The sequence below is a fragment of the Micromonospora sp. NPDC048887 genome (genome assembly GCF_040649715.1).
GTDB lineage: Bacteria > Actinomycetota > Actinomycetes > Mycobacteriales > Micromonosporaceae > Micromonospora.
In genome coordinates, this window is record NZ_JBEZGA010000001.1 from 498,381 (window position 1) to 521,215 (window position 22,835).

At 71.2% G+C, this 22,835-nt stretch carries 19 protein-coding genes and 3 tRNA genes; 10 read left to right on the forward strand and 12 right to left on the reverse strand.

All coding sequences use genetic code 11. From position 1 onward, the window contains the following. Positions 1-16: 16 nt before the first annotated feature. On the reverse strand, positions 17-2,407 hold the full coding sequence (locus AB0C17_RS02355) for an RICIN domain-containing protein (protein ID WP_357476414.1): 2,391 nt from the start codon (positions 2,405-2,407) through the stop codon (positions 17-19). Positions 2,408-2,556: 149 nt separating this feature from the next. Here AB0C17_RS02355 and AB0C17_RS02360 point away from each other — a divergent pair, with 149 nt between their 5' ends. Further along, positions 2,557-4,236, forward strand: coding sequence for a Na+/H+ antiporter (locus tag AB0C17_RS02360; RefSeq protein WP_357390258.1), 1,680 nt, complete (start codon positions 2,557-2,559; stop codon positions 4,234-4,236). 28 nt (positions 4,237-4,264) lie between these two features. Here the strand turns inward: AB0C17_RS02360 and AB0C17_RS02365 are convergent, their stop codons facing one another. Both AB0C17_RS02365 and AB0C17_RS02370 read right to left on the reverse strand, forming a co-directional pair. Next, positions 4,265-6,919, reverse strand: a complete 2,655-nt coding sequence (locus tag AB0C17_RS02365) for a DUF4132 domain-containing protein (protein WP_357390260.1) — start codon at positions 6,917-6,919, stop codon at positions 4,265-4,267. Beyond that, on the reverse strand, positions 6,920-7,228 hold the full coding sequence (locus AB0C17_RS02370) for a hypothetical protein (protein WP_357467032.1): 309 nt from the start codon (positions 7,226-7,228) through the stop codon (positions 6,920-6,922). 112 nt (positions 7,229-7,340) lie between these two features. Between AB0C17_RS02370 and AB0C17_RS02375 the strand changes: the two genes are divergently transcribed. Further along, positions 7,341-8,849: a sigma-70 family RNA polymerase sigma factor gene (locus tag AB0C17_RS02375; protein WP_357390264.1), complete on the forward strand. Its 1,509-nt coding sequence runs from the start codon at positions 7,341-7,343 to the stop codon at positions 8,847-8,849. A gap of 21 nt (positions 8,850-8,870) precedes the next feature. On the opposite strand, the gene AB0C17_RS02380 is transcribed toward AB0C17_RS02375, so the two are convergent. After that, positions 8,871-9,449 carry a TetR/AcrR family transcriptional regulator gene (locus AB0C17_RS02380; protein WP_357390266.1) on the reverse strand — a complete coding sequence of 193 codons (579 nt, stop codon included), beginning with the start codon at positions 9,447-9,449 and terminating at the stop codon, positions 8,871-8,873. Positions 9,450-9,539: 90 nt separating this feature from the next. Between AB0C17_RS02380 and AB0C17_RS02385 the strand changes: the two genes are divergently transcribed. Beyond that, positions 9,540-9,986 carry a DUF1772 domain-containing protein gene (locus tag AB0C17_RS02385; RefSeq protein ID WP_357390268.1) on the forward strand — a complete coding sequence of 149 codons (447 nt, stop codon included), beginning with the start codon at positions 9,540-9,542 and terminating at the stop codon, positions 9,984-9,986. 63 nt (positions 9,987-10,049) lie between these two features. Here the strand turns inward: AB0C17_RS02385 and AB0C17_RS02390 are convergent. Further along, positions 10,050-10,122: transfer RNA gene (locus AB0C17_RS02390), tRNA-Lys, on the reverse strand. Between the two features lie 403 nt (positions 10,123-10,525). Here AB0C17_RS02390 and AB0C17_RS02395 point away from each other — a divergent pair. From AB0C17_RS02395 to AB0C17_RS02410, 4 genes are all read left to right on the forward strand, one after another. Continuing rightward, positions 10,526-12,061 (forward strand): cellulose binding domain-containing protein, encoded by a 1,536-nt coding sequence (locus AB0C17_RS02395; RefSeq protein WP_357476294.1) that lies wholly within the window; start codon positions 10,526-10,528, stop codon positions 12,059-12,061. A gap of 70 nt (positions 12,062-12,131) precedes the next feature. Then, entirely contained in the window at positions 12,132-12,866 is a 735-nt protein-coding gene (locus AB0C17_RS02400) for a class I SAM-dependent methyltransferase (protein ID WP_357476296.1), read from the forward strand. Between the two features lie 10 nt (positions 12,867-12,876). After that, a complete protein-coding gene (locus AB0C17_RS02405) occupies positions 12,877-13,350 on the forward strand; it encodes a polyketide cyclase (RefSeq protein WP_357476298.1) in 474 nt (157 codons plus the stop codon). A gap of 68 nt (positions 13,351-13,418) precedes the next feature. Next, entirely contained in the window at positions 13,419-13,964 is a 546-nt protein-coding gene (locus tag AB0C17_RS02410; RefSeq protein WP_357476300.1) for a hypothetical protein, read from the forward strand. 15 nt (positions 13,965-13,979) lie between these two features. On the opposite strand, the gene AB0C17_RS02415 is transcribed toward AB0C17_RS02410, so the two are convergent. The 5 genes from AB0C17_RS02415 to AB0C17_RS02435 all read right to left on the reverse strand — a co-directional run bounded on the left by AB0C17_RS02415 (position 13,980) and on the right by AB0C17_RS02435 (position 17,689). Beyond that, positions 13,980-14,813, reverse strand: a complete 834-nt coding sequence (locus AB0C17_RS02415; protein ID WP_357476302.1) for a MerR family transcriptional regulator — start codon at positions 14,811-14,813, stop codon at positions 13,980-13,982. A 47-nt stretch (positions 14,814-14,860) separates the two neighbouring features. Next, a complete protein-coding gene (locus AB0C17_RS02420; RefSeq protein WP_357476304.1) occupies positions 14,861-15,412 on the reverse strand; it encodes a kinase in 552 nt (183 codons plus the stop codon). 175 nt (positions 15,413-15,587) lie between these two features. Beyond that, complete coding sequence (locus AB0C17_RS02425) at positions 15,588-16,697, reverse strand: pyridoxal-phosphate dependent enzyme (protein ID WP_357476306.1); 1,110 nt, start codon at positions 16,695-16,697, stop codon at positions 15,588-15,590. Between the two features lie 10 nt (positions 16,698-16,707). Continuing rightward, positions 16,708-17,262, reverse strand: coding sequence for a hypothetical protein (locus AB0C17_RS02430; RefSeq protein WP_357476308.1), 555 nt, complete (start codon positions 17,260-17,262; stop codon positions 16,708-16,710). Positions 17,263-17,613: 351 nt separating this feature from the next. After that, positions 17,614-17,689: transfer RNA gene (locus AB0C17_RS02435), tRNA-Lys, on the reverse strand. A gap of 187 nt (positions 17,690-17,876) precedes the next feature. Here AB0C17_RS02435 and AB0C17_RS02440 point away from each other — a divergent pair. After that, positions 17,877-19,154 carry an Ig-like domain-containing protein gene (locus tag AB0C17_RS02440; protein ID WP_357385887.1) on the forward strand — a complete coding sequence of 426 codons (1,278 nt, stop codon included), beginning with the start codon at positions 17,877-17,879 and terminating at the stop codon, positions 19,152-19,154. Positions 19,155-19,316: 162 nt separating this feature from the next. Then, positions 19,317-20,618, forward strand: coding sequence for an Ig-like domain-containing protein (locus AB0C17_RS02445; protein ID WP_357385889.1), 1,302 nt, complete (start codon positions 19,317-19,319; stop codon positions 20,616-20,618). Positions 20,619-20,664: 46 nt separating this feature from the next. On the opposite strand, the gene AB0C17_RS02450 is transcribed toward AB0C17_RS02445, so the two are convergent. Both AB0C17_RS02450 and orn read right to left on the reverse strand, forming a co-directional pair. Beyond that, positions 20,665-20,740: transfer RNA gene (locus AB0C17_RS02450), tRNA-His, on the reverse strand. A gap of 90 nt (positions 20,741-20,830) precedes the next feature. Beyond that, entirely contained in the window at positions 20,831-21,421 is a 591-nt protein-coding gene (orn, locus tag AB0C17_RS02455; protein ID WP_013474266.1) for an oligoribonuclease, read from the reverse strand. Positions 21,422-21,495: 74 nt separating this feature from the next. On the opposite strand from orn, the gene AB0C17_RS02460 reads away from it, so the two are divergent. Then, entirely contained in the window at positions 21,496-22,791 is a 1,296-nt protein-coding gene (locus tag AB0C17_RS02460) for a glycosyltransferase 87 family protein (protein WP_357385892.1), read from the forward strand. The last annotated feature ends 44 nt before the right edge of the window (positions 22,792-22,835 follow it).

The window sequence follows — 22,835 nt, forward strand, 5'->3', positions numbered from 1 at the left end:
GGTTCCACCCTGCGGGTCAGCCGCGTACCCACCGCTGGTTGCTGCCGCCGTTGCAGGTCCAGATCTGCACCGCGGTGCCGTTTGTGGTGCCCTGCCCGTTGACGTCCAGGCAGAGACCCGAGCCGACCCCGACGATGGTGCCGTCGGCGTTGAGCCGCCACTGCTGGTTGCTGCCGCCGGTGCAGGTCATGATCCGCGCACGGCTGCCGGACGCGGCGCCCGGGACGTCGAGGCACTTGTTGCCGTACACGGCGAGCTGGTTGTTCGTGCCGACCGTCCACTGCTGGTTGGGCCCACCGTTGCAGTCCCAGATCTGCACGACCGCGCCGTCGGCCTGGCTGGCGCCGTTGACGTCGAGGCAGCGGTTGGCGCTCGCGCTGCGCACCTCTCCGGTCGGGCCGCTGGAACCGTCGCCCGGCGTGATCGCGAGGTTGTCGAACTGGGCGGTGACGCCCTGGCCGGTGCCGTACCCGATCTGGCCGGCCACCCAGGCGGAGTCCGACACGGTGCCGACGGTGGTGCCGTCGATCGCCGCGGTGAGGGTGCTGCCGTTGAGCTTCAACGAGAGGTTGTGCCAGCGTCCGGTACCCAGCGTCGCGGTGTTGCCGCTGGCCAGGGTGCGCCAGTTGCCGCTGGTGTTGTTGCTCCGGATCGACCAGGCCCCGCCGTCGGTGACCCGGAAGTAGTAGCCGTTGAGGTTCTGCGGGCCCTGGTGGTTGTAGGTGTTGCCGCGGCCGATGAGCTGGGCGTAGCCGGGCTTCTCCAGCAGCACGTCCGAGGAGACCGTGTAGTTGCGCCAGGTCAGATCGCCCAGCAGGGCGTACGGTTCGGCCTGGCCGGACGTCCAGTAGATCGGCGCCTGCTCGGACATCTGGCGGACGCACTGTCCGGTCCGGCCGCCACCGCAGCCGACGATCTCGAACGAGCCCTGCTGGTCCATCAGGTACCGGGCCTCGCGCCCGGTGGCGTAGCTGTCGAAGTTGTCGCGGTACGGCAGATCCAGGGTGCCCTGGACCGGGCTGACAGCCGTGCCCTTGCCCTGCCCACTCGTGGTGGTGATGCTGTAGACGTAGCCGGGCTGGACGGTGAGCGAGAAGCGCCCGCCGTTCGGTGTGATGTCGGCGCCCCGGACGAAGTGGTCGGCGCTGTTGTTGGACCTGAGGTTCGTCGCCCACACGCGCACGGTGCCGGCGGAGAGCCCGCCGGTGACGGTGACGTCGAGCTGCTGGGACGAGCCGGCGTCCTGCGTCTCGATGACCGTGCTCCAGTCACTGTTGTTTGTGGACTTCAGCGAGACATAGCTGCCGTTGCCGCGGTTGCCCCCGAGGTAGCCGCTGGACGAGTCGAGATAGCGCCAGCCCGGCGCCGTGAACTGGGTGGTGTGCGCCATCACCCAGGTGCTCTTGCCGATCGAGTAGGCGCCGGACCACGGCTGCTGCGCCACCGCCACACCGGTGGTCGCCCACGGGATGTTGGGGGTGATGGCGGCGATCACCGGCCAGTTGATGTACCCGGTCATCCTGCCGTCGAGGTAGCCGCGGTTGATGCCCCGGGCGAGGGCCGGCGCGCCGGCGTTGTAGTCGTCGGAGCCGTTCTCACTGGCCCACAGCTGCTTGCCGGTGGAGATCGCATTGGCGGAGCTGGGGCAGCTGGTCTGGGCGCTGCGGTAGCCGCAGACGTAGTGGCTGCCGAAGACCTGCACCGCGTTGGCGAACGCCGGGTCCCGCAGCGAGTCGTCGGCGGCGCCCCACCCGAAGTCGTCCGAGGCGACGATCTTCACGTTGCCGTAGCCGCGGGAGTCGAGCGTGGAGCGCAGGTTCTTGTACCAGGTGGTGTTGTAGCCCTTCTCGTTCCACCCGCCGAGGTAGTTGATGGTCAGCCCGTGCGTCGCCGCGCAGTCCAGCCACCCGACGAGGTAGTTGATCGAGTCGGTGGACCAGAAGTTGCCGTTGCCGATCCAGCCGGGCGCTCCCCAGGCCAGACCGACCAGGGCGATGGCGGGGTTCCGCGCCCGCGCCTGCTCCATCAGCCACCACTCGTAGCCCCGGTTGCAGTTCACGCCGCCCCGGGTGTGCTCGTGGCTGGGCTCGGCGCCGGAGGTGGAGTTGGTGTCGCCGCCGATCTCCACCTTCATCAGCTGCATCGCGGCGCCGTAACCCGGCTTGAACAGGTAGTCGAGGATGTCGCTGCGCTGCGGCTCCGGGTAGTCGATCAGGAGTCTGCTGTTTCCGCCGCCGCCGCTGACCGCACCGACCCCGTCGAGCGCGCGCCCGCCGGAGGCGCCGTTGACGGTGAGGGCGGTCGCCGCCCGGGCCGGCGCGGCGGGGACGGTCAGCGCGAGCGCCGTCACCATCGCGGCCACCGCCGCCGACGCCATCCGTCGCCACGCCACATGTCCTCGGCTCATCCTGCTGGACACCGACCCACCTCCAGATAGACACGCGTCTATCGAACGTTCTGCATGTTAGCGTTCACATCACGGGTTGGTCAACGCCTCGCCGCCCCGGCCCCCACCCCACCGAACGACGCTCGCGAAAACGGGTAGGGTCGGTCGGGGTGAGCACCCATTCGACGCTGCTGTTCGTGCTCGCCGCCGTCGCGATCGTCATCGCCGTGCGGTGGATCGCGGCCCGCACCGGCCTGCCGGCGGCGGCGCTCCTGCCGCTCATCGGCATCGCGTACGCGCTGCTCCCCGGCCCCAACGTCGGCCTCGATCCCGAGCTGGTGCTCATGGTCGTGCTGCCACCGTTGCTCTACAGCGCCGCGCTGGACTCCTCCCTGCTCGACATCCGCCGCAACCTGCGGATCGTGGTCAGCCTCTCGGTGGTGCTGGTGCTGCTCACCGGACTGCTCGTGGGCGTCGGGTTCCACCTGTTCGTGGCCGGCGCGACGCTGGCGGCCGGCATCGCCGTCGGCGCCGCGGTCGCCCCGCCCGACCCGGTCGCCGCCCTGGCTGTCGGCCGGCGGGTCAACCTGCCGCCGAAGATGGTCACGATCATCCAGGGCGAAGGGCTGCTGAACGACGCCACCGCGCTGACCATGCTCAGCGTCGCTGTCGCCGCCGCGGTGGGCGGCGAGTTCTCGTTCCACGCCGCGGTCGGGCAGTTCGTGCTGGCGGCGGCGGGCGGGATCGCGGTGGGCGTGGTCGTCGCCCGGGCGAAGCGGCTGCTCCGCCCGCTCACCGCGGACCCGCTGCTGTCGAACGCGATCTCGCTCGCGACACCGTTCGTGGCCTACCTGCTGGGCGAGGCGCTGCACGTCTCCGGCGTGCTGGCCGTGGTGGTCGCCGGCCTGATCGTCGGCCACCAGACACCGCAGTTCGGGTCCGGCGCCGCCCGTCTCCAGACCAACGCCGTGTGGCGGCTCGTCGACTTCCTCCTCGAAGGCTTCGTCTTCCTGCTGATCGGCCAGCAGCTCCCCGCCGTCGTGCGGGGCCTGCGCCAGTACGAGACGTCGACCATCATCATCGCGGTCGCCGTGTCGGTCGGCGTGGTGCTGCTCCTGCGCCCGGCCTGGCTGGTGCTGACCCAGTGGCTCCCCCGTTCGCTGCACACCCGGCTCGGTGGCGTCTCCGAACAGGACGACACCGACGAGCCGGACGCGGCACGGCGGCACGGCGGCGTCGACCGCGACGCCCGCGGGCTGACCGCCCGTGAGGTGGTGGCGCTGAGCTGGTCCGGTACGCGCGGCGTGATCAGCCTCGCCGCGATCTTCACGCTGCCGCTGACCACCCGCGACGGAGACCCCTTCCCGGACCGTGACCTGCTGCTGTTCTGCACCTTCGTGGTGGTCCTGGTGACGCTGGTCGGGCAGGGTCTGACCTTCGCGCCGCTCGTGCGGATGCTCGGCCTGCGCGCCAACGAGGCCGACCAGGCCCGGGTACGCAACGAGGCCCGCTCGGCCGCTGTGGAGGCCGCGCTGGCCCGCCTCGACACCGTCGCCACCGAGGAACCGGACAGCCGGGTCGCCGTCGACACCACGCGCGCCCAGTTGGAGACCCGGCTGGCCCGCTACCGGGGGCGGCTCGACCTGATCGAGCAGAGCGGATCGTCGGAGCTGCCCACCTCACCGGAGTACGAGACGGCGCTGCGGGTCCGCCGGACCGTCCTCGAAGCGCAGCGCGAGGAGTTGCTGCGGTGGCGCGACTCCGGCCGGCTGCCGGACGAGGAACTGCGCGTGCTGGAACGCGAACTCGACCACGAGGAGCTGCTGCTGCCGAAGCGGGCGCCGAGCTGAATCCTGTGCCCGGCGCCCGCCGGCCGCCTCACAGCTGGCGCAGGATCACCGGATCCTTGATCTTCTTGTCGGCGGCCAGCAGCAACGCCTTGCTGATGATCTCGGTGAGCCGGCTGTCACCCTCGAACGGCAGGAACATCTCCGGCTCCTTCACCTTCGCCGAGTCCGGGATGACGCACAGATACCGCTCGTCCGGGGCGATCAGGATGTTGCCCGAGCCGCAGTGGATGCGATACGTGTGCAGGTCGCCGCGTACCTCGAGGAACCTGTCGGTGACAGTGCAGCGGCCGGCGATCGCCAGCCGGGGGATCAGCTCCGCCAGCACGTCCCGGCGCGTCCGGCCGGTCGGGGCCAGCTCGCCGAAGCTGCTCTGCGCCCAGTAGTCGCGATGCCGGCCCGCCCGGCCGCCGTCGTACCAGTCCGGGTCGGATCCGACCCCGGCGGCGGCCACGAACAGGTCGACGTCGCGCATCACCTCGCTCAGCACGACCGGCGGAACCTCCACCAGCGGAACCGGCAGGCGCTCTCCCCTGATGAAGAACAGCTGGTCGGTCCCCATCGTGTCGAAGACGAGGTCGTCGTCCCGGTGCTCGATCCCGGCGACACCCAGTTCGGCGCGCAGCCCCCAGTCCGGGAGTGCCAGCCGGGGCAGGTTGTACGAGGCCCCGTCGTTACGGTGCTGCACGTACGACCAGCCGCGCCGGGACAGCAGCGCGTTGAGCCGGTGCTGACGCACGATGTGCGCGGCGAACCGGTTGGAGTACATGCCGGTGGCCCGCTCCGCGTCGGTGAGCAGGTACTGCTCCCGGTGCGCCTGCTTGAACGGCTGGGTGATCCCGTGCCGGGTGAGGAAGTCGCGCCACGGCCCCACCGCGTCGGGGTCGAGCACCGGATGCCACAACCGGACCGTCGCGTCGTCGGCCGGCTCGAACACGGCGTCGTCCACCGTTCGGAGTGCCGCACCGGCCCAGCAGCAGGCGACGCCGTCGACGGTCCAGACGAGCCGCCGGGCCAGGGTACGGGCCAGCGGATGGTCCAGGAACCGCTCGCGCCACTGCTCGACGGTCCACGAACGGTCCCGCCGCAGCAGCCCTTCCAGCCGGTCGCGGGTGGCGACGAGCGTGGCGGCGACGTCGGCGGCAGTCGCCTTCAGCTCCTTCACCTCGTCGCCGTGGTCCCTGCGCACCTGCGCCGGTGGCGTCTTGACCACCTTGGCGTCGGCGTTGCGCCACACCACTACGGCGTCGACACCGCGCACCTCCAGCTCGTACGAGCAGTCGCCCAGCTTGTCCGCCAGCGGCAGCCCGAAGCCGGGCAGGGCCATCTCCTCGACGTCCTCCCGGCTGACGCCGCGCGCCTCGGCGTGCCGGGCCAGCCCCTTCTCCACCAGGCGCAGGGTGCTCTTGTAGGTCAGCCGCGAGGACAACCGGGCCAGCTGGGCGAGGGCGGCCGGGTGATCGGTGTCGACGAGCGCCGCGACCGCTACGTTCGCCAGTTTCGGGCTCGCCGGGCCGTGGCCGGAGATCTTGCGGGCGGCCCGTTCCGCGATCTGGCCGAGGCTGCGCAGGGTCTCTTCGGACGGCGGGCACATCGTCCGCGTCCAGATCAGGCCCCACAGCAGCCCGACGTTGTAGCGGTCGATCATCCGTGGTGGCATGTCCTTGATGTGGCCGGGGCAGCATGTGGTCATGCGCAGCGGCAGGCTGCGCGCCTGCCCGACGAGCGGGAGCCAGTCGTCGAGCCGGGCGGTGAAATCGTCGACGCCCACCGCGTCGAGCAGCGACCGGGCCTGCTTGCGCCAACCGGCCGTCGGCTTCGCCTTGTCCACCTCGACCGGGCAGTGCGCCAGCAGCGCCTCCCACGCGGACCGGCGATCCGCCGGCATCGCCTCGATGTCCGCGACGGCGCGGTCGGCCCACTGCTCACCGACATTGGGGATCGGCCACATCCGGTCGGCCTCGTCGCTGATGTCGCTCAGCGAACGTTCGAGCCGGGTCCGACGCCAGGTCGCCAGCGCCGCCGGATGCGTACGCCCGGCCGCCTCCGCCGCCTTGATGGACTCCCAGGTGAAGCCCTGGAGCTGCGAGCTCCAGTAACCGAATCCCAGCCAGGCCTGACCACCGAGCCGATCGAGCCAGACGGCGCCGTCGAGCCCGCCACCGTGGCGCGCGGCACGGATCAGCTTGCCCCGGCCGTCGCTCTTCTCCCCCGGCACCGTGAGCGCGTCGAACACCACCTGCCGCACCGGCACCGGTTGTGCGGCCAGGAGTTCTGTCGTCCGGCGCCACGCCTCGCCCCGGGCCCGGTCCAACGGCTTCTCGTGCTGGTACGGCAGGTCCGGCAGACTGTCGATCAGGGTGGAGGCGGCAGCGACCCGCCTGTCGTGATCCGCGTCGTCGCCGGTCAGGTCGGCCACGGCGGCGGCGACCGACTCGACCTTCCGGGTGGCCTCCGGCAGCAGCTCGACCAACGGCGCAGCGAGATCGTAGGGCCCGTGCGGATCTTCGAGCGCAGCGAGCAGCGACGGAGCCGTCCCCGCCGGCGCCCAGCCGCACACCGCCACCACCCGGTCGACGAATTCCTGCTTGCCGGTCTCGTTGAGGTTCTCGGCGCTCGGGCCCCACCACTTCTTGGCGGTGGCGGCCACATTGTGCAGGGCCGACTCGGGGTCGTACGTCGTCATTCAGCCACCCACCAGCGGGACGAGTTTGAGGAAGGTGACCCGGGATCCCGCGTGCAGGCGGATCTTCTCGTCAAGGGCGGTGACCTGACGGTCGTCGACGAGCACCACGAAGGCGTTGCGGCTGAACGCGTCGAGCGTCGTCCGGGTGCGCTCCTCCGGGTCGACGTCCACGCCGGACTCGGCGATCTCCAGGAAGACGCGTCTCCGGATCAGCTCGTCGAGCCGCAGCTCCTCCTCGAAGACCTCGATGGTCCACGCCGGTCCACTCGGCGCTCCGACGACCTCGTCGGTGACTGTGATCAATGGCATGGCGGAGAAGATAGCGCTCGCCTCCGACACCGCACGCATTTTGTGTGACCTGACCGCGTACCGGACAGTCTCCACCTTGTACGAGATCGTTTCCGTGAGGCAGGTGGTGAGCGTGTCCTATCCCGCGTACCCGAGCAGGGCCGGCATGTCGGCGGTGGTCGACGCGGCTCGACGCGGCGACCGGGCGGCGATGGACGAGCTGGTCTCGCACTGTCTGCCGCTCGTTTACAACATCGTGGGCCGGGCCCTGAACCGGTCGGCCGACGTCGACGACGTGGTGCAGAACACGATGCTGAGCGTCGTCCGCGGTCTGCCGGGCGTACGCGAGCCGCAGCTTTTCCGCTCGTGGCTGGTGGCCGTCACCATGAACGAGATCCGCACCCACACGCAGCGCCGCCCCACCACGCCCGCGCCGCCGGAGGACATCGACAACGTGATCGACCCGCGCGCGGACTTCGAGGACCTGACGCTGACCCAGCTTCGCCTCTCCGACCAGCGCCGGGAGGTCGTGCTGGCCACGCGCTGGCTGGACGACGACCACCGCCGCCTGCTGTCGCTGTGGTGGCTGGTCGAGGCCGGTCACCTCACCCGCGCCGACCTGGTCGACGCGCTCAACCTGGCCCCTCATCACGTGACCGTCCGGGTGTCCCGGATGAAGGCGCAGCTGGACACCGCGCGGCTCGTGGTGCGGGCCCTCACCGCCCGGCCCGGCTGCGCCGCCCTGGCCGACACGGCCGCCGGCTGGGACCGCCGGCCGGAGCCGGTGTGGCGCAAGCGGTTCGCCCGCCACATCCGGGACTGCCCGCACTGCCCGGACGCCGCCTCGGACCTGGTTCCGGCCGAGCGACTGCTGGCCGGCCTGGCGCTCACCCCTCCCCCGGCCGCGCTCGCCTCGGACGTCAGCCACACCGTGCAGGCGGTCGCCGCCCGGTCCCAGGCCTCCCCGCCCGGCGGGCACGCCGTGAGCGCCGGAGCGAGGTGGGCGCTCCCGGTGTCCAAGACCATGGTCGGCGTCGTGGCCGCCGTCGCCGTGCTCGGCGGGGGCGGGCTCGTCCTCGCCAACTATCCGGACGAGCCGAACCGGCAGCCGGCGAGCGCGGCAGCCGCGCAGCCCTCGGCCGCGACCGCCACACCGGCGCTCACGCCCTCCCCGACCGCGGTGAAGCCGTCCCCGACGGCGGGGGAGCCGTCCCCGACCACCGCGCGGCCGAGCCCCGCCAGGTCGGTGAAACCGTCCAGGTCGCCGAAGCCGACCCTGTCGCCGTCCAAGGCCGCCGGCACGTCGACGGGGGTGTCCGCCGCGGAACGGCGACTGCTGGTGCTGCTCAACGAGCGGCGTCGCGCGCTCGGCCTGACCGAGGTCAAGCTGGGCGCGGCGCAGCACCGCGACGCGGAGACATGCGTACGGCAGAACCTGAACGCGGGCAGCGGGTTGACGCACTGCGGGCACGAGGTGCTGTTCGCGTCCTCCGGCACCGCCACCCCGGAGCAGATGATCGAGGCGTGGTTCAACAGTCCGGGCCACAAGACGGCGCTGACGTACGCGAGCTCCCGCTTCGCCGGCCCGGCCATCGTCTCCAACGGCAGCCGCCAGATCGCCGCCATCAACATCGACTACTGAGGGCCGCCGGAACCGGAGGCGTCAGAGCACGGCGAGCCGGTCGACAAGGAGCTCGATCCTGCGCTCGGTGTCCTCCGGCGGCAGTCGCCGCGCCCGGGTCAGGGTGGCCAGCCCGTGCAGGGCAGCCCAGAACACCTCGGTGAACAGCCCGGGGTGGACGCCCTCCCCGGCGACCTCGCCGAGGCTCTCGGACAGGGCGGCGAAGGCGTCCTTCAGCGGCTCCGGTGTGTCCGCCTCCGCGAATGCCAGGCCGCCGTCGAGCTGGAACATGGCGTCGTAGACCGCCGGGCTGCGCGCGGCGAAGTCGAGGTAGGCGCGAGCGAGCGCGGCCACCCTGGCGCGCGGGCCGTCCGCGGCGGAGGCCGCCGCCCGCAGTGCCGCCGCCATCTCGGCGGCGCCGTCGAGGGCGACCGCCCCGATGATCTCGCGCTTGCCGCGGAAGTGGCTGTAGAGGACCGGCTGGCTGTATTCGATGCGCTCGGCGAGCCGGCGGGTGGTGACGGCGTCCCAGCCCTGCCGCTCGGCCAGTTCGCGGGCGGTCGCCACGATGAGACGCTCCCGCTCCGCCCGCTCCCGTTCCTTACGTCGCTGTACGGACACGATCCGATTCTAGCACCGCTAGGAAGGAGAGCATCGACAGTGCTAGCGTCGACTCAATATCTAGCGTCACTAGATTCCAGGGAGCCAGTCATGCTCAGCGCACTCCAGGTGCTCACCCTCGTGGTCGTCGGCGTCATGGTGGGAGTGGAGTTCGCCGTCGCCTTCGTCCTCAACCGGATCCTCAACGCCCTCCCCGGCGACGGCGGCCAACTCGGTCGCGCGCACGGCGGCCGGATGCTCGGGGCCGTGATGCCGTTCTGGTACATCGCCGCACTCGTCCTCGTGGCGATCTGGGCGGCCGCCGGGTGGGGCCACCACGGGAACGGCCGTGCCGTCACGGCCGGCGTGCTGCTGATCGTCAGCGTGCTCATGTCGGCCCTGCTGCTCGTGCCGATCAACAACCGGGGAAAGACGTGGACACCGGACAACCGGCCCGCCGACTGGAAGCAGCAGATGAACCGCTGGGACCGCCTGCACTACGTCCGGGTCGCGATCATCATCGCGGCCTTCGCCCTGCTGGCCGCCGCCCTTGTCTGACCCGAGCCGGAGATGGAGAAGGCCCCGACCCGGTGTGAACCGGGGCGGGGCCTTGCTCGTCCGTGCGCCGCCAGGGACTCGAACCCCGAACCCGCGGATTAAGAGTCCGCTGCTCTGCCAGTTGAGCTAGCGGCGCTCACCGACAACGGGACGGAACGTTAGCAGCCCGCGCGCCGAACCCGGCACGCAGGGGGTGGTCACGTTCCGGACGTCGCGGCGAGGGCTGCGAACCGTCAGCCAGCGACCGCGAAGTGATTGACCATCGTCGAAATCTGGCGGCATAATCTGACCCGGAGCCGGGCTGGCCACAGGGCGATCGACCGTGACAACCGACAGGACATCGCCGCCAGCGCACCGCCGAGACGATGCGGACCGGCGGCTGCCCCGACCCGACCTTCGCGTCGCCGGATGATGCTGGCGGCGGCCGCCACCCTCCTGACCGCGGTGGCCTCCGGGGTGGCCGTCACCGCCGCGCCCTCGATGGCCGCCGCGTGCACCGGGTACGTGGCGCTGACCCAGCACATCCCCAAGGAGCACAGATGCGACTCACGCGTACCCGGCTCCGGTCGGCCGCTGCGGTGCTCACCGCAGCCGCCGTCGCCGTGGCCGCCGCACTCACGTCCGCGGTCTCCGCGCAGGCCGCCGCCGGCTGCCGGGTCGCCTACACGGTGACCAGTCAGTGGCCGGGCGGCTTCAGCGCGAACGTGGACGTCACCAACCTCGGCGACCCGCTGACCGGCTGGCGGTTGACCTGGTCGTTCACCGCCGGGCAGGTGGTCGGGCAGGCATGGAACGGCACCGTGTCCCAGTCCGCCGGACAGGTCACCGTCACCAACGCCGCCTGGAACGGCGGCCTGGGCACCGGAGCCACCGCGCAGTTCGGCTTCGGCGGCTCGTGGAACAACGCGTCGAACCCGGCGCCTACCGACTTCACGCTGAACGGCGTGCCGTGCACCGGTCGCCCGGCCCCCACCACGACCGCGCCGCCCACGACCGCGCCGCCCACCAGCCCGCCACCGACCAGCGCGCCGCCCACCAGCCCGCCGCCGGCCGGCGTGCTGGAGCAGACGCGCACGGTGGGGCGGGTGCGGACGGTCGGCACCGGCGTCCAGTACACCTGGCCGGGCATCTATTTCGAGGGCCGGTTCCGTGGCACCGGCGTCGGGATCGTCCTCGACGACGCCCAGAACGACTACGCCGTGCAGGTCGACGGGGCGACCGTCGCCACGCTCGTGACCCCCGGACAGACCACCTACTGGGTCCGCAACCTCGCCGACGCCGACCACACCGTCCGGCTCGTCAAGCGCACCGAGAGCCCGTGGGCCGCAGGCGAGTTCGGTGGTCTCGTAGCCGCTCCCGGTGGCGCGATCCTGGCCCGGCCCGCCGCCCGCAGCCGCCAGATCGAGTTCATCGGCGATTCGTGGACGGCCGGCTACGGCAACATGTCGACGACCCGCGACTGCACCGGCAACGGTGGCGTCACACGCAACTCCAACGCCGACGTCACGTTCGGCGCCCTGACCGCGCAGAGCCTGAACGCCGACTACCAGCTCATCGCCTGGTCCGGCCTGGGCATGGTCCGCAACTACAACGGCCAGGGCACGGACACCTTCCGCACCTACTACGAGACGGACCTGCAGGCACTGTGGAACAGCACGGTGTGGCAGAACCCGGGCACCTGGAAACCGCAACTGGTAGTCGTCGGCCTCGGCATCAACGACTTCTCCACCGCGCTCAACGCCGGCGAACGGTGGACCACCGCCGAGCAACTCGCCGCCGACTTCCGGAACGCGTATCTGGGCTTCCTCGACAAGCTGCGGACCCGGTACGGCCCGGACACGTTCATCGTGCTCACCTACCCGGATCTCCCCGGCACCCTCCTCGCCGCCTCGGTCCAGCAGGTCGTCCGGACCCGCACGGAGGCGGGTGACACCCGCGTCCGCTCGCTCTACTACGACGACAACACCCTGGGCCTGGACAAGCTCGGCTGCGACTGGCACCCGTCCCGGCGGGACGACCAGCTGCTCGCCGGGGCGCTCACCCGGTTCCTCGGTACCCTGCCGCTGACCTGGTGAGGCCGAACCGGCGGACGGCCGGCCTCCGCGGGGTCCGTCGGAGGCCGGTCGGAGCCGTATGCTGCCGGTGATGGATGTCTTCGGCACGGTGGCCGACCTGTACGAGCGTGTGCGCCCCGGGTATCCGCCGCAGATCGCCGAGTCGATCCTCGCCTACCACGGCGGCACACCGGCGTCGGTGGCCGAAGTCGGCGCGGGCACCGGGAAGGGCACCGAGGTGCTGGCCCGCCTCGGTGCGCCGCTGACCTGCGTGGAGCCCGATCCGCGGATGGCGGCCCGGCTCGCCGAACGATTCCCGGACGCCCGCATCGAGGCGACGACCTTCGAGCGGTGGTCGCCGCCCGCCGGCGGCGTGGACGTGCTCGCCTGCGCGATGGCCTGGCACTGGCTGGACCCGGCCACCCGCAACGCACATGCCCGGCGCGCGTTGGCGCCGGGCGGCACCCTCGCCGTCTTCGGGCACCGCTTCGACTACGCCGACGCCGCCCAGCAGGCCGCCGTCCGGGCCGCGCTGCGATCCGTCGACCCTACCGTCCGGGAGCGGCCCGTCGACTGGTTCCACCGGGACGTCCTCGACAGCGGACGGTTCGACGACGTACGCCGGGAGGTGTTCCGCCGGGAGCTGCCGCTGGACAAGGAGCATTACCTGGCGCTGATGCGCACGTTCGGGCCGTACCTGTCGCGTACCCCGGAGCAACAGCGACGCGGTATCGCCGCGCTGGACCGGCTGGTGGACGAGTTCGGCGGCACCGTCGTGCTCGACCTGCGGACCACGCTGGTGCTCGGCCGGGCCGATGCTCGGTGACCGGTGGGGCGTGTCCGACGAGGAGACTCTGCGCCGCTACCCGTGCGACGACATCGTGCCCGCACCCACGTTGCGGGCGTGGCGCGGGGTGAGCGTGGACGCGTCACCGGCGGCCGTGTGGCAGTGGGTCGGCCAGATCCGCCTCGCGCCCTACTCGTACGACTGGATCGACAACCTCGGCCGCCGCTCACCGCGACGGTTGGTGGGCCTTCCCGAGCCGGTGGTGGGCGAGCCGTTCACCACGGCGGGTGGGCGGCGGCGCGGCCGGGTCCTCGCTGTCGAACCGGGGCGGCACTTCACCGGCGAGATCATGGGCGCGGTGCTGTCGTACGTCCTGGTGCCGGAAACCGAGGGCGGCACCCGCCTGCTGCTCAAGGTCGTGATGCGGACGAACCCGGTGATCGCCCTCGGCGGATGCCTCGGTGACCTGGTGATGGCCCGCCGGCAGTTGCTGAACCTCAAGCGGCTCGCCGAGTCCCGGTGACGGGCCGGCGCGGTGAGGGACCGCATTCGCGGACGGACCGGGACGGGTTCGCCACCTAGACTGCGGCGATGGCCTTCGGTCGATGGGTTCTCCTGGCCCTGATGGCGCTCCTCGGTCCGCTGCTGTGGTGGAGCGGCGTGGCGCTCACCACGTCCGCCGCCTACGCCGCTCTCCCGTCCGGCGATGCGCGCCTGCCGGATCTCGTGGCCGCGTACCGCAGCAGCGCGATCGTAGTCATGATTGTCTTCGTCCTGTTGAACCTGGCGCTGGTGCTGATCGTCGTGCCCTCCGAACGGGAGGTGCGGCAGGGCCAGGGCGGCACGATCGTCCGCGCGGTGGTGGGAACGGTGCTCGTCACCGCCCTGGTGTGGTTCGAGTACCGGTTCAGTCCGGCGGGCCACGACTGGAGCGGTGACCCCGACGCCCGGAGCGCGGTCCGGGATCACCTGCACCCCTGGCATCCGGCGGCCGGGGGCCTCTGGGTCGCGGTGCACTCTGCGGTGGCGGCCTCGATCGCCGTACGGGCCGGGCAGTACCGGCACCGCCGGCGGATTGTGGATGCCCTCAGGAGGAGGCTGCAGGCGCAGCGGGTGAACGCGGAACCGCACCCTTGACGGCGGCACGCTCGATCACGCCGGTCGTCGCTCGACCGGCGCGCTGCTCAGTACGCCGTCCGGCCGGACCTCCTGACGCAGGCGTGCCAGGTCGACGAACCGGTCACCCTCGGGCGGGACGGCGTCGAGCAGGCGCAGGACCACTGTGCAGTACTTGGCCATGGTGTTGCGGCCCGGCATGAAGATGGACAGCTCGTCGTGGGCTTCCAGCGTCCGCACGATCAGGTCGGCGGGCAGGGGCGGCAGCGTCTCCGGGGTGCCCTCCACCGCGACCTTGACCGTCCAGAACGGCCCGGCACCGTCGAGCACGCGCCGGTCCTGGCCCGGCGTCTCCAGCGCCAGCGTCCGCCACGGCTCGCCCGGGCAGGTGACGCCGGCCTGCCGCACGGTGGTGACCAGTCCGGCCGCCGCCGACGCGATGACCTCCTCGGCCCGGTCCCACTCCTGCGTGTCCCGGCCCAGCGGCGTGCCGGGCACGAGCCGCGCCACCACAGTCACCGCCGGTACGTGCCGCGACCGCGGTTCGGGCTGCGCCTCGAAGACCGCGCGGGCGGCGGCTATCGCGTCGGCCTGCGCCTGACGTTGCCGGGTGACCTCGTCGCTGTGCCGGTCGAGCAGCGCGAGGGCCTGATCCGGTTCGTCGAGGGCCCGCCGGACGAGCTTGACGCTCATCCCGGTGTCCCGCAGCAGGGTGATCAGCATCGCGCGTTCCACCTGGTCGAAGGCGTACGAGCGGTGGCCGGTCCGGCCGTCGACCTCGGCGGGCACGAGCAGTCCTTCGGCGTGGTAGAAGCGCAGCGCCTGCGGCGACAGGTGGCACATCTGGCTGAACTCGCTGATCGACAACATGACCAAAGACTGCCCCCTGCGGTAACCGCAAGGGCAAGTGACATCGCCTAACGCCTGTCGTCGTCGCACCCGGCCTGGGGCAGCCCGGCAGCCGCCGCGATGGCCTCGACCGCCTGTTCCAGCCCGGTGCTCTCCGGGAGGACGAGCTCGCCGGGCCAGCCCAGGACGTCGTGCGCGGCGTACCAGCCGCTCATCTGCTCGGCGGTGAAGTCACCGGCCTGTGGGCGGGTCAGGTGCCGGCGCAGCGTCTCGGCCAGCGACACGTCGAGGTAGCAGAACAGCGATCGCCCCCGGTGGCCGTCCCGCAGCGAGGTCAGCACGTCGCGGTAGCGGCCGGTGTACAGGATGCCCTCCAGGACCACGTGGTAGCCGTGGTCGAGGGCGAACCGGGTGGTCTGCTCGATCAGCGCGGGCGCGACGCCGCCGGGCTTGTCCCGTTCGAGCAGGACGACGCGGCGCAGATAGTCCTGTTCGACGAGGGCGCAGCCCCGGCCGTGCCGGCGTCGTAGCTCGCGGGCGATGCTGCTCTTGCCCGAACCCGAGTTGCCCCTGATACAGACGAGGATCGTGTCCGGGCTGCCGGCGGGTGCAGCGCGCACTGTCCCTCCCTGGCCGCGAGTATCCCGAAGGCGCCACCCGGCCGCACCTCGGTGGAACGCCATGGGTGCTTCGCACCGGTCATCGCCGACGCTGTGCGCCCTCCTGGACGCGGGTCGAGCTCACCATGGGTATCAGCGAACAGGCGGCGCAGAAGGGGTTCTCATCAAACCGGTCTCATCGGGAGTCGTCCCAATCCCCGGTCCGCATGAAACGCCTCAGGCGTAGCGTGGGCTCGGTGAGGTCCCAGCGCTTTCCGGCGACCCACTCGTCGTCGTAGTAGGAGCGACGGTACGGCTCGGCACCATCGGCGGCCACGATGACCACCGCCCCCGACTCGCCCGCCTGACTCATACGGTTCGCCAGGTGACAGGCGCCCCAGAGGCAGGCGCCGGTGGACGGCCCGGCCGCCACGCCGCCGGCCGTGGCGAGGACTCGCATGGCGGCCACGCTTGACGCGTCCGGCACCGGAATGACCAGGTCGACGACGTCGGGATTGAAGGCCGGCTCCAACCTCGGCCGCCCGATCCCCTCGATGCGCGACGGCATTCCGGTCGCGTAGTCCCGGCACTCGGTGGCCCAGCCGGGAAAATACGCCGAGTTCTCCGCGTCGACGACCGCCAGCCGGGTGGCGTGCCCGTGCCGGCGCAGGTAGCGGCCGATCGCGCGAGAGGTGGCCCCGGTGCCGGCGCCGGTGACGATCCACGCGGGCTCCGGTCGGCCCTGGGCCGCGAAGTCGCGCAGGATCTCGTCGGGCAGGCCGGGCATGCCGTCGTCGAGGTCCGCGTCGATGGCCGGACCGAGCGTGGCCAGGCAGTCCAGGTAGTACCCGTTCCACTTTCCGGCCAGCCGCTCGGCGTTCTCGTACACGGCCAACGGCGGGTCGACCCGGTAGGTGGCCCCACCCTGCTCGGAGATTCGGTCGATGCGGTCCGGCGACGACTTAGCGGGCACCACCGCGGTGAACGGCAGCCCCAGCACCCGGGCGAAGTACGCCTCCGCGACGGCCATGTTCCCGCTGGTCGCCTCCACCAGCCGCGTCTCCCGACGGATGACGCCGCGGGAGAGCGAGTGAAGAAACAGGCTGCGCGCGAAGCGGTATTTCACACTTCCGGTGGGGCGAGCCGACTCATCTTTCACGAAAATCGCCACAGACGATTCGCCGGGGAAGGGTAGACGAATCAGGGGCGTCGCTTTCTCGACGTTCCGATCGGCTTCCAGAACAGCCGTGGCTCGGCGACCCCAATCATCTCCCGAGAACTCCGGATGAAGTCCCGTCAATGCCATCCGAATCCCATCAGCCCTCGTAGGACAAGACTTCCGACAACTGCGTGAGGCGATCCCGGACCGAACTCACCAGGACGCCGCCGCTCGCCTCGTCCCGCCGCAGTTTGCCGCGCTTGACAAGATCATGGACGCCCTGCCGGGTGATGCCGAGCATCGCGCTCGCCACCGTCAGCGAGACCGCCTCGGCTGACGGATGGCCGAACCGGCGCGCCACGAGCGCCCCGAACGGCGTGCGCCACCACTCGAACGGCGGCGCGAAGACGTCGCCGGACTGGTAGATCTCGGCGGTCAGGCGCCGGACGGTCTCGGCGGCGAGCCGTTCGTCCGGGCCGAGCACCTGCGCCGCCCACACCTCGGCGGCGATCTCCAACTGCCGGCGAAGCGCCGAGGAACCGGGTGGATCGTCGCCGTCCGTCCCCAGCAGCCGGTCGAGCGGATCGAGCAGGCGTGCCCCGACGTCGCACACGAGCTGACGGACGATGGCCACATGAACCGCGGTCGACACCTCGCCCCAAGCGGGCCTGTCGTCCACGAGGCCATTGCTACCTGCCGGTTCGCCGTTCATCAGTGCACCTCCACGCTCGGCAGCAAGCCTAGCAGGCACTTGACACCGGCCGTAAAGTCTCTGGAAAGCTCCGCGCGATGATGATGCGATCGGCCGGGCGTCCGGCGCGGCGGCGGAGCAGGTCCGGGACGCGTTCGCGACCGGGCTCTCGTTCAGCCAGATCATCGGCGCACTGACCGTGCTCGGCGGTGGCGCGGCCGCCTCCACCCCGCCCTGGATGACCCGTTCCGCGGCGAGGAGGCCCGGCAGTTGCCGCGGCGGGCCCGACCTCCACCACGACGCACACGAAGCACGACGCATACGAAGAAGGCCCCGACCAGGTGTGAACCACCAGGTCGAAGCCTTGATCGTTGGTGCGCCGCCAGGGACTCGAACCCCGAACCCGCGGATTAAGAGTCCGCTGCTCTGCCAGTTGAGCTAGCGGCGCTCGCTGACAACGGGAAGAAGATTAGCACGCCCGCCGAGGCGGGTTCCAATCCGATACCGGGGTCCACCCTTCGGACGAGCTTAACCGGCGAAAGCGGCCAAAACGGCCATCCGATCCGGCTCGGGGGCGGGCACGGGAGCGTCGATACGGCACGATGTCCGCCAGGCATGCGAGGACAGGGGTGGGCATGGGCAGGTTCGCGCGGGCCGGGGCGACGGTGGGCGCCCTGGTCCTGACGGCGTCGCTGGCGCTGACCGGGTGCGGCGGCGACGACGAGGGGAAGGCGCCGGAGTTCGTGCCCGGCCAGCAGCAGGTCGGCGGCGTCTCGTCCGCCGCGCCCGCGGACCCGAGCGCCTCGCCGAGCGACAGTGCCGCCGCGCCGCCGCTGACGGTGAGCCCGGCCGACGGCGCGAACGCACGGCCGGTCAGCACCGAGATCAGCGCCCGCATCCCCGGCGGCGGCACCGTGTCGAAGGTGGTGCTCGCCACGGCCGACGGGACCGCCGTCGCCGGGCGGATGCGGCGCGACGGGTCGAGCTGGGTGCCGTCGGCCGCGCTCAAGTACGGCACCAAGTACACGGCCACCGTCACCGGCGCCGGCAAGGACGGCCAGACCTACCAGGGCACCAGCACGTTCACCACGATGGCCAAGCCCAAGTCGATGATCGGCTCCGGCCTCTACATGTTCAGCGGCAAGACCTACGGGGTGGCGATGCCGGTGGTCGCCGAGTTCTCCCCCGGCATCCCGAAGAAGGACCGGGCCGCGGTGCAGAAGCGCATGTTCGTGCAGACCGACCCGCCACAGCCCGGCGCCTGGCACTGGGTCGACAACGGCACCCAGGCGTACTACCGCGCCCCGGAGTACTGGAAGACCGGCACCACGATCACGGTCCGGCTGGCGCTCGCCGGGATCCCGCTGAGCAACGGCCGGTACGGCAACATCGACCGCGGCGCCACCGCCAAGATCGGACGCGCGTTCGAGATGACCGTGGACAACGCGACCAAGCAGATGACGGTCTCCGAGAACGGCACGGTGATCCGTACGCTGCCGGTGAGCCTGGGCAAGAAGAGCACCCCCTCCTCCAGCGGCACGATGGTGGTGATGGAGAAGAAGGAGTCCACCGTCTTCGACACCCGCAGCGAGCCGGACCCGGCCAACCGCTACGTCACGGAGATCGACTTCGCCCAGCGGATCACCTGGGGCGGCGAGTACATCCACGCGGCACCCTGGTCCGAGGGCGTGCAGGGGCGCCGCAACGTCTCGCACGGCTGCGTGAACGTGTCGATGGCGAACGGCCGGTGGCTGTTCGGCAAGACGATGGTGGGCGACCCGATCACGGTGAAGGGCACCGAGCGCCGCCTGGCCCCTGGTAACGGCTGGACCGCGTGGAGCATGAGCTGGTCGCAGTTCGTCGCGGGCAGCGCGCTGCCCGTTCCGCAGGGCGGGCAGCCGGCGCCGTTCTGACCGGCGTAACGTGGTCGGACACGCCACCTCCGACGAAGCGTCGGACGCTCATGGAATCGTTACACCCGCGTGGGGTGTTCCGGTTCACGTCCGGCAACGCGTACCCGCTCCCGCGCGTCTGACCAGAGACGACGGGGAACGGCATCACCTTGTGAGGGAGTCATGCGAGCTGGCCAGGACGAACCGATCCGGGGCGTGAGCGCCCGACGCGTCGGGCGCCGCCGTGCGCTGGCGGCCGGGCTGCTCGCCGCCGCGATGGCCCTGACCGCCTGCACCAGCGGTGGCGGCGACAAGCCGTCGAGCTGGCAGGGCGGCGGCGACAGCGACGGCGGCGAGAAGGCCCCGAAGGCGGCGGCCACCATCAGCGAGCCCGCCGCCGACGCCAAGGACGTGCCCGCGTCCACCGGCGTCACCTTCACCACGACCGAGGCGCAGGAGACCACTGTCGAGCTGAAGGACGCGGCCGGCAAGGTCGTCGACGGCACGCTCGCTTCGGACGGCAAGAGCTGGTTGCCGTCCTCGGCCCTGGAGTACGGGCAGACGTACACGGCGACCGTGACGGCGACCGGCGACGACGGCAAGCCCGCCACCGCCACCAGCACGTTCACCACGATGGCGAAGCCGGCCAAGCAGATCCGGGTCACCAGCTTCCTCGGCGACAACCAGGTCGTGGGCGTGGCCATGCCGCTGATCGTGAAGTTCGGCCGGGCCATCCCGGAGGACTACCGCGACGACATCCAGCGCCGGATGACAGTCACCGCGAAGCCGGCCCAGGAGGGCATCTGGCACTGGGTGAGCCCGACCGAGGTGCGTTACCGGCCCAAGACGTTCTGGAAGCCCAACAGCACCGTCAGCTACAAGGTGCAGGCGGGCGGCCTGCCGCTGGGCGGCGGCTGGTACGGCCGGTCCGACCTCAGCGTCGACCTGAAGATCGGCCCGTCGTTCGTGATGACTGTCGACAACCGCACCAAGCGGATGACAGTCACGCGTGACGGCAAGGTGGTCAAGACCATCCTGGTGAGCCTGGGCAAGAAGAGCACCCCCTCCTCCAGCGGCACCATGGTGGTGATGGAGAAGCTCCGGCACACGGTCTTCGACACCATGGAGGAGCTGGGCCCGGAGGAGGGCTACCGCACCGAGATCGACTACGCCCAGCGGCTCACCTGGGGCGGCGAGTTCATCCACGCCGCGCCCTGGTCCGAGGGCGTGCAGGGCCGATCGAACGTGTCGCACGGCTGCGTGAACGTCTCGATGAAGGACGGCAACTGGCTGTTCGCCAACACCCGCCTCGGCGACCCGATCACCGTCAAGGGCACCGAGCGCAAGCTCCAGAACGGCAACGGCTGGACCGACTGGAACATGAGCTGGGACGAGTACGTAAAGGGCAGCGCCCTGCCGTACGAGCCGCCGTCGGACGACACCACGCCGGACGCCGGCACTCCGAGCGTCGAGCCGACCCCCTGACCCCGCACACGACGAAGCCCCCTCCCGGAGGAGGGGGCTTCGTGTTTGGGGTGACTGATGGGAATTGAACCCACGACAACCGGGACCACAACCCGGTGCTCTGCCAACTGAGCTACAGCCACCATGCTCGCCGCTCCGGTCGCCCGGGGCGGTGCGCGGACTAATCATAGCCACACTCCGGCCAGCCCCGTCCACCGGGTTCGGCGCGGGCGTCAGAGCTGGGCGGCGATCGCCTTCGCGGCCTCGACGTCCGGGCCCGGGAGCGGCACGAACACGGTCCGCCGGTAGTACTCCAGCTCGCGGATGCTCTCCCGGATGTCGGCGAGGGCCCGGTGGGCCAGGCCCTTCTGCGGCTGCCCGAAGTACACCCGCGGGTACCAGCGCCGGCACAGCTCCTTGATCGAGGACACGTCGATCATCCGGTAGTGCAGGTGCGCGTCGAGCCGGGTCATGTCGCGGGCCAGGAAACCCCGGTCGGTGGCGATCGAGTTGCCGCACAGCGGCGCGGTGCGGGGGTCCTTCACGTAGCTGGTCACGTAGTCGAGCACCATGTCCTCGGCCTCGGCCAGCGTCACCGTGGAGCGGCGTACCTCCTCGGTGAGCCCGGACTTGGCGTGCATGGTGCGCACGATCTCCGGCATGCCGTCGAGCGCCTCGTCGTCGGCGTGGATCACCACGTCGACGCCGTCACCGAGCACGTTGAGGTCGGGATCGGTGACGAGCGCGGCGACCTCGATCAGGGCGTCGCGCCGCAGGTCGAGCCCGGTCATCTCACAGTCGATCCAGACGAGAAGATCAGCCACCGGGACAGACTACGCGCCGCCGACCCGCCCGCGCCTCGGCCCGGCGGCCGAGGTGGACCGCTAGGGTTTCCTGCGTGCCAGCCGAACCCGTCGCCTCACCCGCCGTCGCCCGTGACGGCGCGGGCGCGCGTACGGCCCGCCGGGTGCTGACGGTGCTGGCGCTCGTCGCGATCCTGCCGGCGCTCTACCTGCCCAACCTGCGGCACAACTTCTACGACCAGAAGATCTACATGTCGGCGATGGACTGGTGGACGTCCGGGCATCCGCTCTACGACTACGTCCAGCCGGACCGGGTGCAGGGCGCGCTCTACTTCACCTACCCGCCGTTCGCGGCGCTGCTGCTGGCCCCGTTCGGGTACCTGCGGCTCGGTGTGGCTGTCGCCGCGTTCGCGGTGCTGACCGTGGCCGCCGTGGTGGTGACCACCCGCTGGCTGGTGCTGCCGGTGCTGCGGCGCCACGACCTCCCGCGCGGGTTCGGCCTGACGGTCGCCGTGCTGCTGGTGCTGGCGGTGGAGAGCACCCGGGAGACGCTCACGCTCGGGCAGATCAACATGCTGCTCGTGGTGCTGATCCTCGGTGACCTGCTGTTCGCCGTACCGCAGGGTCGGCGCTGGGCCGGTGTGGGCGTGGGGCTGGCCGCGGCGCTCAAGCTCTTCCCGGGCATCTTCGTGCTCTACCTGCTCGCCGCCCGCAAGTGGCGGGCGGCGGCGGTGGCCACGGTGACCGCCGCGGTGGCCACGCTGCTGGCCGCGGCGCTCGCGCCGGGCGACTCGTGGCGGTTCTGGACCCACGAACTGTGGACCACCGACCGGGTCGGCCGCACCGACTACACCGGCAACCAGTCGCTGTTCGGACTGCTCAGCCGCCTGTCCCCGACGGCCGAGGCGGGCCGGCTGCCGTGGCTGATGCTCGCGCTGGCGGTGGCCGCGTTCGGCCTGTGGCGGGCGGCGCGCGCGGCCCGGGCGGGGGACGCGCTCGTGGGTCTCACCCTGACCGGCCTGGTGGGCGGGCTGGTCAGCCCGATCACCTGGATCCACCACCTGTACTGGTTCATCCCCGCCGTGGTGGTGCTCGTCGACGCGGCGTTGGACGCCGATCCGGCGACGCCCGCTGGGGCCCGCCGTCGCGGCGGCCTCTTCGCGCTGACGGCCGTCGTGGGCCTGCCGATCGTGTACGGCCTGGTGTCGTTCCAGGACTGGGGCACCGCCATCGTGCACACCGACGACCCTGTCGATTTCGTCGTCCGCAACCTGTACGTGCTGCTCAGCCTGCTGTTGCTGGCGGTGCTCCCGATCCGTCATCACCGGGACGCGTCGCCGACGACCCGGACTGAACGGACACATCTCGCAACAAATGGCGATAAGCGCTAATCTGGTCGCAACTACCTCAGTTTTCTCCCAGGTAGCACCGATCC